The sequence below is a fragment of the Thalassospira profundimaris genome (genome assembly GCF_003326675.1).
Classification (GTDB): Bacteria; Pseudomonadota; Alphaproteobacteria; order Rhodospirillales; family Thalassospiraceae; genus Thalassospira; species Thalassospira aquimaris.
This window is the reverse complement of sequence record NZ_JPWF01000011.1, coordinates 24,754-38,358: the sequence shown is the minus strand read 5'-3', so window position 1 is coordinate 38,358 and position 13,605 is coordinate 24,754. Positions and strand designations below refer to the sequence as shown.

The window sequence follows — 13,605 nt, the reverse complement described above, 5'->3', positions numbered from 1 at the left end:
GACAAGATACATGAGCAGCACCGGGGTCATTGACACCAAGGGCGGCGATAACGCCTTTACTGCAAAATCCGTGCATCAGAACACCAGCGAGCCGATGTATTCCGGTGCGCTGTCATTCATGCGTCGCCGCTATTCGCGTGATCTGAACGGTATTGATGTTGCGGTCACGGGTATTCCCTATGACCTTGCGACGTCCAGCCGTCCGGGCACGCGCCTTGGCCCGCAGGGGGTGCGTCGTGCCTCGACCAACCTTGCATGGGCACCGCATTTCCCGTCCGGTCGCGACATCTTTGCCGAGATGGCGGTGATTGATTACGGCGATATGGTGATTGATCCGGGCCATCCTGAAAAACTGCCCGACATGATCGAAGACCATGCGCGCGATATCGTGCAGTCCGGCGCCAAGATGCTGACGATTGGTGGGGATCACTTCATCACCTATCCGATCCTTAAGGCACATGCCGAGAAATACGGCGATGGCATTTCCCTGATCCAGTTTGATGCCCATTCCGATACCTGGGAAGATGATGGCGACCGTATCGATCACGGCACCATGTTCTGGCATGCCGCGAAGAAGGGCATCGTCAATCCGTCGAAATCCATTCAGGTCGGTATCCGTACCCACAATGAATCGACGCACGGCTACAACATCATCTATGGGCCGGAAGTTCAGTCCATGTCGATTGACGCCATTGTCGAACAGATCAAAGCCACGGTTGGTAACAATCCGGCCTATATCACCTTTGACATTGATGGTCTTGATCCGTGCTATGCGCCGGGGACTGGCACGCCGGTTCTGGGCGGTTTGACCAGCCATCAGGCGGTTTCGATCCTGCGCGGTCTGGCTGGTCATGTGAACCTGATCGGCAGTGACGTGGTTGAAGTTTCCCCGCCGTTCGATGTGTCTGACATTACCTCCCTTGCCGGGGCAACCATGGCGTGGGAAATGCTGAACATTCATGCGGTAAACCGCGCGAAATAACGGTTCTGATCATCTGTACAAAGTGACGCAAGTTGCGTGTCACATTGGAAAAATTCGGGGGCTGACATCTTAGAGTCTAGTTCCTCTATTTTGAACCGTTTTGCCGGAAATATTCTTCTGTCTGGTTAGGAAAGGGACGCAGAGCGTAGCGGCGCTACGGTCAAGTTCCTTGACGCGGCGGGGCAGAAGAATATTCAGGCCCGAAGGGTTTGCGTTTGGCGATGTTTCGCGGCGTTACATCGCTTGAACGATGCGCCGCATCGTCCCGCGCGCTGTGCCTTGCCAAACAGTACGCCAAACACAAACAAAATCGCTTCAAAATAGAGGAACTAGACTCTAACGGGTGTCGGCCCTTGTTTTTTCATTTTCTTGTGCTCTGATAGGGCCGAATAAGAAATGAAATATGCCAGGAAACGAAAAATGAAACCGATTGCGATTACCCGTTTGACCATTTGTGGCATTGATGAATTGCCAACCCACCGTAATCATGGGGTTTCCCATATCCTGTCCGTGCTTGATCCCGACCGTGAAGATCCAACCATCTTTGGCGATTACGCACCGCATGAACGCACCATCCTGCGTTTCCATGACGTGATTGATGACAAGGAAGGACGTCCGGCACCGACCCGTCAGGATGTTGAAGCCATTCTGGCATTTGGCGAAGAATTGAAAGCCAGCCATGAAGACCGCCGTGATGGCCATTTGCTGGTGCATTGCCATATGGGTGTGTCGCGTTCGACGGCTGCCATGATCACCTTGATGGCACAGGTTGAACCGGATCGCGACGAAGACAGCATTTTTACCACCATCCGCGAAATGCGCCCGATTGCCTGGCCGAACTCGGTCATGATTGCGATTGCCGATGAAATGCTGGGCCGTGAAGGCCGACTGACGGCGGCCCTGCATCGTCACTATGCCATTCAGCTTGAACGGGACGATATGTTTGAACGCTGGATGACCGAACTTGAACGTGTGCGTGAAATCGAATTTGGCCGTGCGCTTTCGCCCCAGAAGGCATCTGTCTGACGATACGCTGTTGCCCGGTCAGATTTTGATTTGCACGTCAAATTGAATCGATTTAAAAAGCCTTCGGTCCCACAGATCGCAATATCGAATTTGATAACGGGCCTGCATGAATTTGCAGGCATTCCGAACGGAGAAACGTCATGACAGCCAAAGCTGTTTGTCTTGGGGAATTGCTGATTGATTTTGTTCCGACTGTGACCGGTACCGGCCTTGCCGATGCGCCTGCCTTTGCCAAGGCAGCAGGGGGCGCACCGGGCAATGCGGCTGTGGGATTGAAGCGCCTTGGTATTGAAACGGGCTTTATCGGCAAACTTGGCGATGATGCCTTTGGCCATTTTCTTGTCGATACGCTTAAGGCCGATGATGTTGATACATCGGGCATCGTCCTGACCAAGGAAGCACTGACCGGGCTTGCCTTTGTCTCTTTGCGTGCCGATGGCGAACGGGAATTTTCATTCTATCGCAGCCCGTCGGCCGACATGTTGCTGTGTCCGGCTGATCTTGATCAGGACATGCTGAAATCAACCGATCTGTTCCATTACGGAACCCTTTGCATGATCGATGATGACCCGCGTGCGGCAACCCTTGAGGCCATCCGTATTGCGCGTGAAAATGGCGCAATCATTTCGTGTGACCCGAACCTTCGCCTGCCGCTTTGGCCAAGTGCGGAAAAGGCGCGTGAAATTCTGCGGCTTGCCATCAGTCAGGCCGATGTCGTCAAGATGTCGGACGAGGAGATCATCTTTGTTTCGGGCAAGGAAGACCTTGAAGACGGTATCAAGGACCTTTGGTGTGATCGTTGGCAGGCGCTTGTTGTGACCTATGGTCCCAAGGGTTCGCGCTTTATCACGCCGAAATTTGATGGCTTTGTGCCGTCCTTTGAAATCACGGCTGTCGATGCGACAGGGGCAGGGGATGGCTGCACCGCGGGCTTCCTGTCGCGGTTGCTTAAGGACCGGGAACTTTTGGGTTCCGAGGAAAAGCTTGCTGCGGCGTGCCGTTTTGCCAATGCGGTTGGGGCAATTACCGCCACCAAGCGCGGTGCGATCAATGCGCTTCCGACCGAAAAGGAAGTCGAAGACTTTCTTTCGGCGCGCTAAGGCGCTAGGAATAAGAATGTCGCGGTGACAGGACCATCACGCCGCGACATTCTGCAAACTGTCCCACACATGGTTTGAGTTGCGTGCTAGCGTATGTACGATGGCATGTTTTGGTGTGTGAAAATTGAATTGGGCCGAGGGTCGAAATGTCCGCTGATAAACTTACTGCGAACTGGGAAGAACTGGATCAACTTGGCGCGGAGGTTTCCGGGAAACTGAACCTGCGCCGTGCATTTTCCGATGATCCGGCACGGTTTGAACGCTATAGCGCGGCCCTGAATGACCTGTTTGTCGATTATTCCAAAAACCTGATCACCGATGATGTTATGGCGGCGCTTGGCAAGCTGGCAAAGGCCGCCAATGTCGAAGAATGGCGTGACCGGATGTTTGCCGGTGACAAGATCAATGTCACCGAAAACCGCGCTGTTCTGCACACGGCCCTTCGTAATCTTGATGGTGGCGCGGTCGAGCTTGACGGCGAAGACGTCATGCCCGCCGTCAAGGAAGTGCTGGCAAGGCTTAAGGCATTTGCAACGCGTGTTCATTCCGGTGAATGGAAGGGCCATACCGGCAAGAAAATTACCGATGTAGTCAATATCGGTATTGGCGGTTCCGACCTTGGCCCGGTGATGGTCAACGAGGCCCTTCGCCCGTTCCATATTGACGGTATTCGCTGCCGCTTTGTTTCAAACGTTGATGGCGCGCATATTGTCGATACGCTCAAGAACCTTGATGCGGAAACGACCCTTTTCATCATTGCGTCCAAGACTTTCACGACCGATGAAACCCTGACCAATGCCTATTCGGCCCGTGACTGGCTGGTAAAGGCGCTGGGCGATGAAAGTGCGGTTGCCAAGCATTTCGTCGCGGTTTCAACCGCCCTTGATAAGGTCGCGGCATTTGGCATTGATACCGATAATGCATTTGGGTTCTGGGACTGGGTCGGCGGACGATACAGCCTGTGGTCGGCAATTGGTCTGCCGATCATTCTGGCCGTCGGATACGAGAAGTTCGAAGAGCTTCTGCGCGGCGCACAATCGATGGATAACCATTTCAAAACCGCCCCGATTGAAACCAACATTCCGATGATCCTTGCCCTGATCGGAGTTTGGTATCGCAATGTTCTGGGCGCATCCAGTCAGGCAATCCTGCCTTATGATCAGCATTTGTCGCGACTGCCGGCCTATTTGCAGCAGGCCGATATGGAAAGTAACGGCAAGTCCGTCACCCGCGATGGCAAGGCAATTGCCTATGAAACCGGGCCAATCATCTGGGGCGAGCCGGGCACCAACGGGCAGCATGCGTTTTATCAGTTGATCCATCAGGGAACCGAACTGATCCCGGTTGATTTCATTGTTGCGGCCAATGCGCTTCATCCGCTTGGCAATCATCACGACAAGCTGGTGTCAAACTGTCTGGCACAGGCCGAAGCATTGATGCGCGGCAAGACCGAGGAAGAAGTACGTGCCGAACTGGAAGGCAGTGACCTTTCCCCGGCCGAGATTGATGTGCTTGCCCCGCAAAAGGTGTTTGCCGGGAACAAGCCCAGCACCATGATCCTTTATAAACAGCTTGATGCCTTTACCCTTGGTCGACTGGTGGCGATGTATGAACATAAAATCTTTGTTCAGGGCATCATCTGGAACGTCAATTCCTATGACCAGTGGGGGGTTGAACTTGGCAAGCAGCTTGCCAAGGAATTGCTTCCGATGGTCGAGGGCAAGCAGGATGCCGGTTCGCGCGATTCCTCGACCGTGGGACTGATCAAACGTTTGCACGCATTGCGCGGATAAATTCTAGTTCCCGTTACCGGGGACAAGACGCAGCCGATAGGCACCAGAAGGGCGGTTTTGGCCATGGCTGATACCGCCCTTGTTGTATTCAAGCTGTCCTTCGCAACAAAGCTGTTGGGCAACCTGATGAACACGCGGCATTAAATCGCGCCAGTAACTGCCAAATGATCGGGCCACTTCGGACGGGCAAAAGGTGTTTTCCGATCCGCGTTGTTGGGCAAGACTGATGGCCCGTTGGCGCAGAATGGCAAAAGTCGGAAGGTCTTCATCGGATTGATCAAGCATCATGGTGATTTGCCTTGCATCCCGTCTGATGTTGGTCGGGTCCGCGCATTTCGACACCGTTCGGAACAATATCGAACCGTGTCCCAGCAGGATTTCCATTTCCGCCGCCACAAGAATGGCCTGTTACAGGTTACACAGACCTTTTCCGGCAGGTCGGCTTTGTTTTTGGTCGGGCCGTTTGCATTGCGCGGCATGATGTATTGCCTGTGAAAAGATTATCCAAACAGGGTTTCGATCATGGCATGGGCGGCGGATTGACCGCTGCGCCATGCGGCTTCGACCCGGGCACCCAGGCACCAGTCACCCGCCGCAATCACCCGTCCGTTCATACCGTTCAGATGGCTTGCGCCAAGTGGCGTTTCGGTTCTGGCAAAGCGCCAGCGATGGGCATCGACGCTGTGCAATTCAGGCAGTTTTACACCGCTGATATCGCGAAGGGCGGCCAGCATCTTTTCAATGATGCGGTCCTTGTCTTCTTCAAGGTGATCGCGTGACCATCGGGGTGTTGCGTGTAAAACCCACGGGTCGGGACATCGGCGATGAAACAGGTCACTGGATTGCGAACTGCGTGCGGCCCAGCTTATGGCAGGGGATTGATGGATTATGGCATCAAACGCGGTTGGCAGTGGCTGTTCAAACGCCGCCATCACCGCCCAGCATGGTGCCATCACAACATCACCAATCGGATCAAAACGCGGTGACATCGGGCGCAGAAGTTCGGCAGTCTGCGGGGCAGGGGCGGTTACGATTACACCGTCAAACGGACCAAATACCCCTTCCAGATCGTCATGCAGGGCGAAGCTTCGCCGATCAAGCTGTTCGATGCGGGTGATACGGTGCTGCTTCAAGACAGAGAACGGTTCGACCAGCGGGCGGATCAGCTTGTTCATCTGCGGAGCACCCTGATACCATTGATCAAGGGCAAGGTTTCCATGGCTTTGCGCGATTTCCGTGCCGCCATGATGCAGATTGGGCTTCCAGCTTTGTGCGGCATTAAAGGCCGTTGCCTGTTCAAGATAGGCCGCAAAACCGGGGTGACGGGCCGTGACATATTGCGCGCCATGATTGAAGTGCCCGAATTCGGTGCGTCGGGACGCCAGACGACCGCCCAGCCCACGGCTTTTCTCGAACACGCAGACATTCATTCCGGCATTATGTAGCGTGCTGGCAGCTTTGAGCCCGGCCATGCCTGCGCCAATGATGGCAATTCTGATCGAAGTCATGTGGCGTTCCCGAATATCTTGTTTTGCGACAATTCAACGGCTTGTCACTTGATACGGATTGCCCGCCTGATTGGAGCAGTCATTGCCACAAGATATTTATGAAACTGTCACGCACGGGTCATCAAACGGTTACAACAAATGATCAGGTTGTCTGCACTGACGAACCATTTACCAAGGGGGAATTATGCGTTCTTCACTGCTGGCAACTGCCGCTGTTTCTGTTCTTCTGAGTGCCTGTGCAGGTACTGCTGACAATCAATCAATGATGGCAACCGGCGTTGCCAATATGGGCGCGCATCCGATCACCATCGTCCCGATGGGTGAATATCGCACTGGTATGCTTGACGAAGGTGCCGCAGAAATCCCGGCATTCGATCCGGTTTCCAAGCGTATCTTTGTTGTGAACGGTGCCGACAAAGCGATTGATATCCTTGATATGTCGAACCCGGACAAGCTTTCAAAGCTTGGCGCGATGGAACTTTCGACCTGGGGCAAGGGTGCCAACAGTGTTGCAGTGAAAAACGGTGTGGTCGCAGTCGCGGTTGAAAACTCCGACAAGCAGGCACCCGGTCAGGCAGTGTTCTTTGATACCGACGGCACCTTTATCTCGGCGGTGACGGTTGGTGCATTGCCCGACATGATCAAATTCTCGCCCGATGGCAAATACGTTCTTGTTGCCAACGAGGGTGAACCGAATGACGCCTTTACCAATGACCCGGAAGGCAGCGTTTCGATCATTTCGATTGCCAGTGGCGTACAGAACCTGAGTGCCGCCAACGTGCGCACGGTTGATTTCAAATTCCTGAATGATGCGGAACTGCCATATGGTATGCGTACCGCCAATCCGGGAACGTCGAGCGTCGCACAGGATGTCGAGCCCGAATATATCGCCGTATCAAGTGACAGCAAGACGGCCTATGTCTCGTTGCAGGAAAACAATGCGGTTGCCATCATCGATATCGAAACCGCAACGGTCAAACGTGTTGCCGGTCTTGGTTTCAAGGATCATTCGGTTCACGCATTTGATGCCAGCGACAAGGACGGCAAGATCAACATCCGCACTTGGCCGGTGATGGGTATGTATATGCCCGATACCATCGATGCGATTGAAATCGGTGGCAAGGAATGGATCCTGATCGCCAACGAGGGTGATTCCCGTGACTATGACGGTTACAGCGAAGAAACCCGGGTCGGCAAACTGACCCTTGATCCGGTTGCCTTCCCGAATGCTGGCACCCTGCAAAAAGACGAAAATCTTGGCCGTCTGAAAACCACGACCGCACAGGGTGACACCGATGGCGATGGTGATGTTGATGTCATCTATAGCTATGGCGCACGTTCATTCTCGGTCCTCGATGCAAGTGGCGAGATGGTCTTTGACAGCGGTGATGCGTTCGAGCAGCTTCTGGCATCGAAATATGCCAATGTTTTCAATTCGTCCGATACCGAAAACTACAGCCGCGATAACCGTTCCGACGACAAAGGACCGGAACCGGAAGGCATTGCCGCAGGTTATGTCAACGGCACGCCATATGCGTTTATCGGCCTGGAACGTCAGGGTGGCTTTATGGTCTATGACCTGACCAATCCGACCAACCCGCAATTTGTCACCTATCATAGTGATCGCCGTTTCTCGGGCAACCCCGAAGCCGATACTGCCGGCGAACTGGCCCCGGAAGGCATGCAGTTCGTTGACGCCAAGGACAGCCCGACGGGCAATGCGATGCTGGTTGTTGCGTCCGAAGTTTCGGGCAGCACCAAGGTTTACGACCTGAAATAAATCGGGTTCGAGCTGTATCAAAGATCATGGAAAAGCCGGGTTTTGCCCGGCTTTTCCTTTTATGAAGAACAAGTGGTAAAATGGTTCAATCCGCAGGCAATATCGACTAAACTCCGCCCACGGTCAGGAACATGACCGACTGATAAATAGGGGAGTTCGGGGCTCTGACGACGCGACGTGAACCACATATCCTGGTTGTTGACGATGATCAGGAAATCCAGAAGCTTTTAAAGAAATTCCTGCTTCAGCATGGCTTTCGTATTACGACCGTTTCGGACGGTAATGAAATGCATCGGGCCTTGCGCGACTGGAAGATCGATCTTGTGATCCTTGATATCATGTTGCCGGGTGAAGATGGATTTGCCCTGTGCCGTGATGTTCGGCGCACATCCAAGGTGCCGATTGTTATGCTGACCGCGGTTGGCGAGGACACAGACCGTATTTTGGGCCTTGAACTTGGTGCTGATGACTATTTGACCAAGCCGTTTAACCCGCGTGAATTGCTTGCGCGTATCCGTGCGGTATTCCGCCGGTTTGAAACGGGTACGGTTGGTCCGACGGACAACGAAGTCGCACCGACAAAAAAGATCACATTCGGGGAATGGACGCTTGATATCGGATCACGTGAATTGCGCGATGCCGATAGTGTGGCCGTGCATCTTTCGACCGGCGAATTTTCATTGCTTTTGGCGTTGGTGAAAAACAACAAGCGCGCGCTGTCGCGTGAACAGCTTGTTGATATCGTGCGTGGACAAAGTTCGCTACCATTTGATCGCAGCATCGATATCCAGATCAGCCGCCTGCGTCGCAAAATCGAAAAAGACGCCAAGAACCCCAAACTGATCAAAACGGTTCGGGGCATCGGCTATCAGTTCTGCGCTGATACCCAGATGCTTTAGGTCGGCACAATGGCGGACATGTTCGCAAGGTTCAGCGATTACTTCAGACGATACAAACCCCGTACTTTGGGCGGGCGTATCTTTTTGTTGATGATGTTGGGCGGCGTGATCATTGCGGTTTTAAGTGCGATGGCGTCCTATTACGTTATTGAACGCAATGAACGTATCAGCCGGGCCTATACTCTGGGCTTTACCATTCGCGAATTGGCACGCATTGCCGACAACCCGGAATTTGAAGCCAATATCGTTGATATTGCCGCACGCGACGGCATGATCTGGCGGGTCCTGCCGCCCGATGATCTTGGAACACTTTTGCTGTTTTCCAGACCGGCCCAACATATTGCCATGCCAGTACGTCTGGCCAATACCGGCTGGCCGACATCGGTAAAGGTGCATTTCCAGCGTGGGCGGCTGAGTTCCGAACAGCGCGCCACTATTGAGGCCGCCGAGAATCCCAGCCTGTTTTTTGCCGAACTGTCGCGTGAACTTGCCCGTTTGGGGCTCGAAGCTGAAGTCGAAATCATGATGCCGTCCGGAAAGCGTATTCTGGTCAGTCATGGTGAATTATGGGCAAACTATTCTTCGCCTTCGCTTGTGTTTTTGATGTTCCTGATTGGCGTGTTTGCGGTGCTGGCAGTCTTTGCAGCCCTCGCCGATTTGCTGGCCGGACCGTTTAAAAAACTGACGGCGGCGATCATCGCCCATGGGGACGAAGTTGACGGCCCCCCGGTCGAGGAACGCGGCCCGACCGAGGCCCGATCAATGGCCGCGGCCTATAACGATCTGCGTGAACGGATATCGCGGATGTTGGGGGATCGCACCCGGATGCTGGCGGCAATTTCGCACGATTTGCGCACACCCAGTACACGCCTGCGACTGCGGGCCGAATTCATTGATAATGATGAATTACGCGAAACCGTGCTGCGCGATCTTGATGAGATGGACAGTCTTTTGAATGACGCGCTCGATTTTCTTGGCGACTGGATTCAGAAGGAAGAAGAACGCACTGTTGATTTCGTTTCCGTGCTTGAAGCGATCTGTGACGACTATGCCGATCTTGGCCGCCCCGTCAGTTTCGATGGTCCGCAACCCTTGCAGTTCAGTTCCGTGCATACCGTGTTTGGTGGTGGCGACGAACCCCATTCGTTTGATGGCAAACGCAGCATTCGCCTGACCTGCCGACCCGGCACGTTAAAGCGCGCCTTTACCAATCTGATCGAAAATGCCCTGAAATACGGGTATCGGGCCAAGGTCAGTCTGGAAGCCACGGCTGATAATATTCTGGTGACCGTCCGCGATGAGGGGCCGGGCATTCCGGTCGAGCATCAGGATAAGGTATTCCTGCCGTTTTACCGTGTTGAAGGATCCCGCGCGCGCAGCACGGGGGGCAGCGGACTTGGACTTTCTATTGTCAAAACCGTGATTGATGCCCATGACGGTCGGATCAGCCTGCGCAATCTTCCGGACAAGGGACTTGAAGTGATTATATCGCTTCCGCGGCGCATTAATGGCGGGAACGGACAATAAAAAAAACGGCCCGGAATTGCGGGCCGTTTTGCGTTAATCTGCGGAACTTATCCCTTGCGGATGTCGCTCAGGAAATTGTCGACTTCTCGCTGGATGTTGGTGGCCTGATGGCTCAAATCCTGGGCCGAAATAAGCACCTTGTTTGAAATCACACCTGTTTCATTGACGACCGATTTTGCGGCCAACACATCATCGGCCGCACGACGGGTCGTGTCATTGGCTGCTTGGGCGTTCTGGGTGATTTCATGCGTTGCCGATGCCTGTTGTTCCACAGCACTCGAAAGGGCGGTGGTGATGTCATCAAGCTCGTTAATCGACGAGGTGATCGCGCCAATTTCATCACTGGCACTCTGTGTCGCATTTTGAACGGCCTTGATACGTGCGCCGATATCGGCCGTGGCCTTTGCGGTTTGATCGGCAAGATGTTTGACCTCGTTGGCGACCACGGCAAATCCTTTGCCCGCATCCCCGGCACGGGCTGCTTCGATGGTGGCATTTAGGGCAAGCATGTTGGTTTGTTCGGCAATGTCGGAAATCAGGGTAACTACATCGCCAATTTCATCGGCAAGCTTGTTAAGTGCCTGAACGCTTTGCGCACTTTGGCTGGCGCGTTCCGATGTGGTTCGCGATATCCGTGTGGAATCTTCCATCTGACGGCGGATTTCGCTAATCGATGCGGCAAGCTGTTCTGCGGCGGCGGCAACTGTTTCAACGCTGTGTGCCGTGGCTTGGGTCGCATCGGCCGCACTTTCGGAACGGTCAGCGCTGGTTATGCTGCGTTCCGAAAGAGTTTGTGCCGACATATGCATGTCTTCGGATGCATGTGCGATGTCCTCGGCCAGTGATTTGATCCGGCTTTCGAAATCACTGGCAAGTGCATTAAGGGCATCTTGCCGTTCTTGTGCAGCGGTTTCGCGTTGTTGAATTTCACGCTGCTGGGCTTCGACGATTTCCGCGGCATTGGCCCGGAATACTTCGAGTGTCTTGCTCATTTCAGTCAATTCGTCGCGGCCATTATCGTCAATCACGACATTCGTATTGCCCGCAGCAATTTCGCCCATGGCATAGCGGATACGTTCAAGACGATTGATAAGTCCGCGACCAACATAGATCCAGGCCAGAAGACCTGCCAGAACCAGTGATCCGATCCCAAGTGCAATCAGGATGATACGGCCTTGTGTGATCGCCTCGGCTGATTCAACGGTGACGGCGGCGGACTGTTTGCTTGCAGCGCCCGCAACACCCTGGACACCCATTTCTTCAACCGCGACCCGGACATCACCAAGGGCATCGGTTGCTGATTGACGGGCAGCGATGGCTTCGCGCTTTGGCCCAAGCACCGCAACACCGGTCAGGGTCTGGGCCGTTTTTGCGATGTCGTTGGCATCCGGCGCGTTGGCGGCAATTTCGCGACTTGATTTACTGACTTCGGCAAGGCGGTTTTCAAGCGTGCCCAATGTTTCAATGTCATTTGCCGCGGCTGCCTGGTTCTGATAGCCGATGGCAAGGTTGCCTGCGGCTTCTAGCCGGACCATTGTAATCAAAGCCGCCAGTTCCTTTTCCATCAGGCCGCTGATTGCGGACCGGCTTTGATCCTGAATGGCAATGGCGCGGTCGCGCAAACCACTGTCTGCGGCTTCGACCACGGGGGCGATTGCATCACGGAATGCCTGATGGGCGGCAAACAGTTGTTCCTTGCGTTCGGATGCAAGACGCGACCATGTTTCGGTTGCACGTTCGATGGCTTCGAGTTCCTGTTTGCGCAGATCAAACAGCGCACCACGGGTAATGCCCAGACGGAAAAAGTCACCGGCGGGTTTTTTGAAATCCGCACTGATGGTTTCTGGGATTTTGCGGTTGTTCTTATAGAACTCCTTGAACTGATCCTTGATGCGATTGACTGTTTCAATGTCATTGGCGGCAATACCCGACACCATCATCGCATAGGATTGCGAGATGATGGATTTCATCTGAAAAATGTCGGTTTGGGGTAGGGTGCTGGCATCGATCAGTGTGATCAGTTCGCCAAACGCATCATGAAGACGGCCTTCAAGTCCAAGACGTGCCTTGCGAAAAACCTCGCTTGATTGCGTGGTGGCGGTCAATTCGTTGCTGCGGATTGAAAAGATGTTGTTGTCACCGATGCCAAAGCCCAGAAGACGTTCGGTGATTTGTGCAAGCTCGTCCGAGCCGGATGCAGTACCCAGTTCGGATAAAGTGGCGCTTGTGGTGTCAAAGCGTGCCTTAAGGGCCTCAATCGTTGCCGCGTCATTGGCGTTGGCGGCTTCGATCAGGATACTGACCAGAAGATTTCCCTCGGCCTGCAAGGTCAGTGCGGTGCGCAATGTGCCGACCTGATCGGTAATCAGGGTATTAAGGTTATCTGCCGCTGCATTGATAACATCGTTGCTGCCATCAACCAGTTCGCGATTGGCCGTGGTGACCTTGCCGGCAATGGTTTTCAGGAACCCGTCATGGGTGTCGCGCAGTTCGGAGATGGCGGTGTTGACTTTACCATCCAGCTCCTTGCGGCTGGTTGATGCATCAATCAATGCATTCAGATCGGGACCAAGTTTTTGCGCGACGTCTGCAAATGGTGTGTTCTGGGTCGCCGTGTTCAGGCTGATCATCCGGTTTCTGGCAGTTGCCGACAGGTTATTGATGTCGGCATTGGGATTGGTCGCCATTTCCGATGCAAGAACCGCGATGGCACTGCTTTCCTCGGCGGCGCGCAATGCCTGTGCGACAGATGATGTTTTGGTAACGGTATCAAGTGCCGAGCTGATCCGTTCGATCGAGACGATGCCAACGATGGCGGCGATTGCGGTCATTGCGGCAATCGCGCCAAAGGAAGCACCGAGTTTGAAACGGATGCCGAACCCCTTGGTCTCTGTGACCTGTTTTTCGGTCGCTTTTGTTTTGGTCGTCATGGACCTTTCTCCCTAATTACGTGATTTTCTTGTTGTTTTCACGTGGACGTATCATCGACC

Annotated in this window: 11 protein-coding genes; 7 read left to right on the top strand and 4 right to left on the bottom strand. The window is 53.9% G+C overall.

The window, feature by feature from the left end; all coding sequences use genetic code 11:
* Positions 1–10 precede the first annotated feature (10 nt).
* The 4 genes from speB to pgi all read left to right on the top strand — a co-directional run bounded on the left by speB (position 11) and on the right by pgi (position 4,901).
* Positions 11–982, top strand: coding sequence for an agmatinase (speB, locus tag TH19_RS15875; protein WP_114103341.1), 972 nt, complete (start codon positions 11–13; stop codon positions 980–982).
* 420 nt (positions 983–1,402) lie between these two features.
* Positions 1,403–2,008 (top strand): tyrosine phosphatase family protein, encoded by a 606-nt coding sequence (locus tag TH19_RS15870; RefSeq protein WP_114103440.1) that lies wholly within the window; start codon positions 1,403–1,405, stop codon positions 2,006–2,008.
* 140 nt (positions 2,009–2,148) lie between these two features.
* Positions 2,149–3,108, top strand: a complete 960-nt coding sequence (locus TH19_RS15865; protein ID WP_114103340.1) for a PfkB family carbohydrate kinase — start codon at positions 2,149–2,151, stop codon at positions 3,106–3,108.
* A gap of 146 nt (positions 3,109–3,254) precedes the next feature.
* The gene (pgi, locus tag TH19_RS15860; RefSeq protein ID WP_114103339.1) at positions 3,255–4,901 is read left to right on the top strand and encodes a glucose-6-phosphate isomerase; all 1,647 of its coding nucleotides are present in this window, start codon (positions 3,255–3,257) and stop codon (positions 4,899–4,901) included.
* 3 nt (positions 4,902–4,904) lie between these two features.
* Here pgi and TH19_RS15855 read toward each other — a convergent pair whose 3' ends face one another.
* Genes TH19_RS15855 through TH19_RS15845 form a run of 3 tightly spaced genes read right to left on the bottom strand, consistent with a single transcriptional unit; the run spans position 4,905 to position 6,409 of the window.
* Positions 4,905–5,189 (bottom strand): DUF3253 domain-containing protein, encoded by a 285-nt coding sequence (locus TH19_RS15855; protein WP_181846440.1) that lies wholly within the window; start codon positions 5,187–5,189, stop codon positions 4,905–4,907.
* Positions 5,186–5,380 carry a DUF2256 domain-containing protein gene (locus TH19_RS15850; protein ID WP_114103337.1) on the bottom strand — a complete coding sequence of 65 codons (195 nt, stop codon included), beginning with the start codon at positions 5,378–5,380 and terminating at the stop codon, positions 5,186–5,188. Before TH19_RS15850 ends, TH19_RS15855 begins: the two co-directional genes overlap by 4 nt.
* 21 nt (positions 5,381–5,401) lie before the next feature.
* Positions 5,402–6,409: an NAD(P)/FAD-dependent oxidoreductase gene (locus TH19_RS15845; protein WP_114103336.1), complete on the bottom strand. Its 1,008-nt coding sequence runs from the start codon at positions 6,407–6,409 to the stop codon at positions 5,402–5,404.
* A gap of 184 nt (positions 6,410–6,593) precedes the next feature.
* Here TH19_RS15845 and TH19_RS15840 point away from each other — a divergent pair, with 184 nt between their 5' ends.
* The 3 genes from TH19_RS15840 to TH19_RS15830 all read left to right on the top strand — a co-directional run bounded on the left by TH19_RS15840 (position 6,594) and on the right by TH19_RS15830 (position 10,615).
* The gene (locus tag TH19_RS15840; protein WP_114103335.1) at positions 6,594–8,189 is read left to right on the top strand and encodes a choice-of-anchor I family protein; all 1,596 of its coding nucleotides are present in this window, start codon (positions 6,594–6,596) and stop codon (positions 8,187–8,189) included.
* A gap of 164 nt (positions 8,190–8,353) precedes the next feature.
* A complete protein-coding gene (locus TH19_RS15835) occupies positions 8,354–9,088 on the top strand; it encodes a response regulator (RefSeq protein ID WP_114103334.1) in 735 nt (244 codons plus the stop codon).
* Between the two features lie 9 nt (positions 9,089–9,097).
* The gene (locus TH19_RS15830) at positions 9,098–10,615 is read left to right on the top strand and encodes a sensor histidine kinase (RefSeq protein ID WP_114103333.1); all 1,518 of its coding nucleotides are present in this window, start codon (positions 9,098–9,100) and stop codon (positions 10,613–10,615) included.
* Between the two features lie 47 nt (positions 10,616–10,662).
* On the opposite strand, the gene TH19_RS15825 is transcribed toward TH19_RS15830, so the two are convergent.
* Positions 10,663–13,545 (bottom strand): methyl-accepting chemotaxis protein, encoded by a 2,883-nt coding sequence (locus TH19_RS15825; protein WP_114103332.1) that lies wholly within the window; start codon positions 13,543–13,545, stop codon positions 10,663–10,665.
* Between the last annotated feature and the right edge of the window lie 60 nt (positions 13,546–13,605).

Coding starts and splice junctions, on each gene's coding strand:
- speB (WP_114103341.1), top strand. CDS start 11: ATGAGCAGCACCGGGGTCATTGACACCAAGGGCGGCGATAACGCCTTT.
- TH19_RS15870 (WP_114103440.1), top strand. CDS start 1,403: ATGAAACCGATTGCGATTACCCGTTTGACCATTTGTGGCATTGATGAA.
- TH19_RS15865 (WP_114103340.1), top strand. CDS start 2,149: ATGACAGCCAAAGCTGTTTGTCTTGGGGAATTGCTGATTGATTTTGTT.
- pgi (WP_114103339.1), top strand. CDS start 3,255: ATGTCCGCTGATAAACTTACTGCGAACTGGGAAGAACTGGATCAACTT.
- TH19_RS15855 (WP_181846440.1), bottom strand. CDS start 5,189: ATGATGCTTGATCAATCCGATGAAGACCTTCCGACTTTTGCCATTCTG.
- TH19_RS15850 (WP_114103337.1), bottom strand. CDS start 5,380: ATGCCGCGCAATGCAAACGGCCCGACCAAAAACAAAGCCGACCTGCCG.
- TH19_RS15845 (WP_114103336.1), bottom strand. CDS start 6,409: ATGACTTCGATCAGAATTGCCATCATTGGCGCAGGCATGGCCGGGCTC.
- TH19_RS15840 (WP_114103335.1), top strand. CDS start 6,594: ATGCGTTCTTCACTGCTGGCAACTGCCGCTGTTTCTGTTCTTCTGAGT.
- TH19_RS15830 (WP_114103333.1), top strand. CDS start 9,098: ATGGCGGACATGTTCGCAAGGTTCAGCGATTACTTCAGACGATACAAA.
- TH19_RS15825 (WP_114103332.1), bottom strand. CDS start 13,545: ATGACGACCAAAACAAAAGCGACCGAAAAACAGGTCACAGAGACCAAG.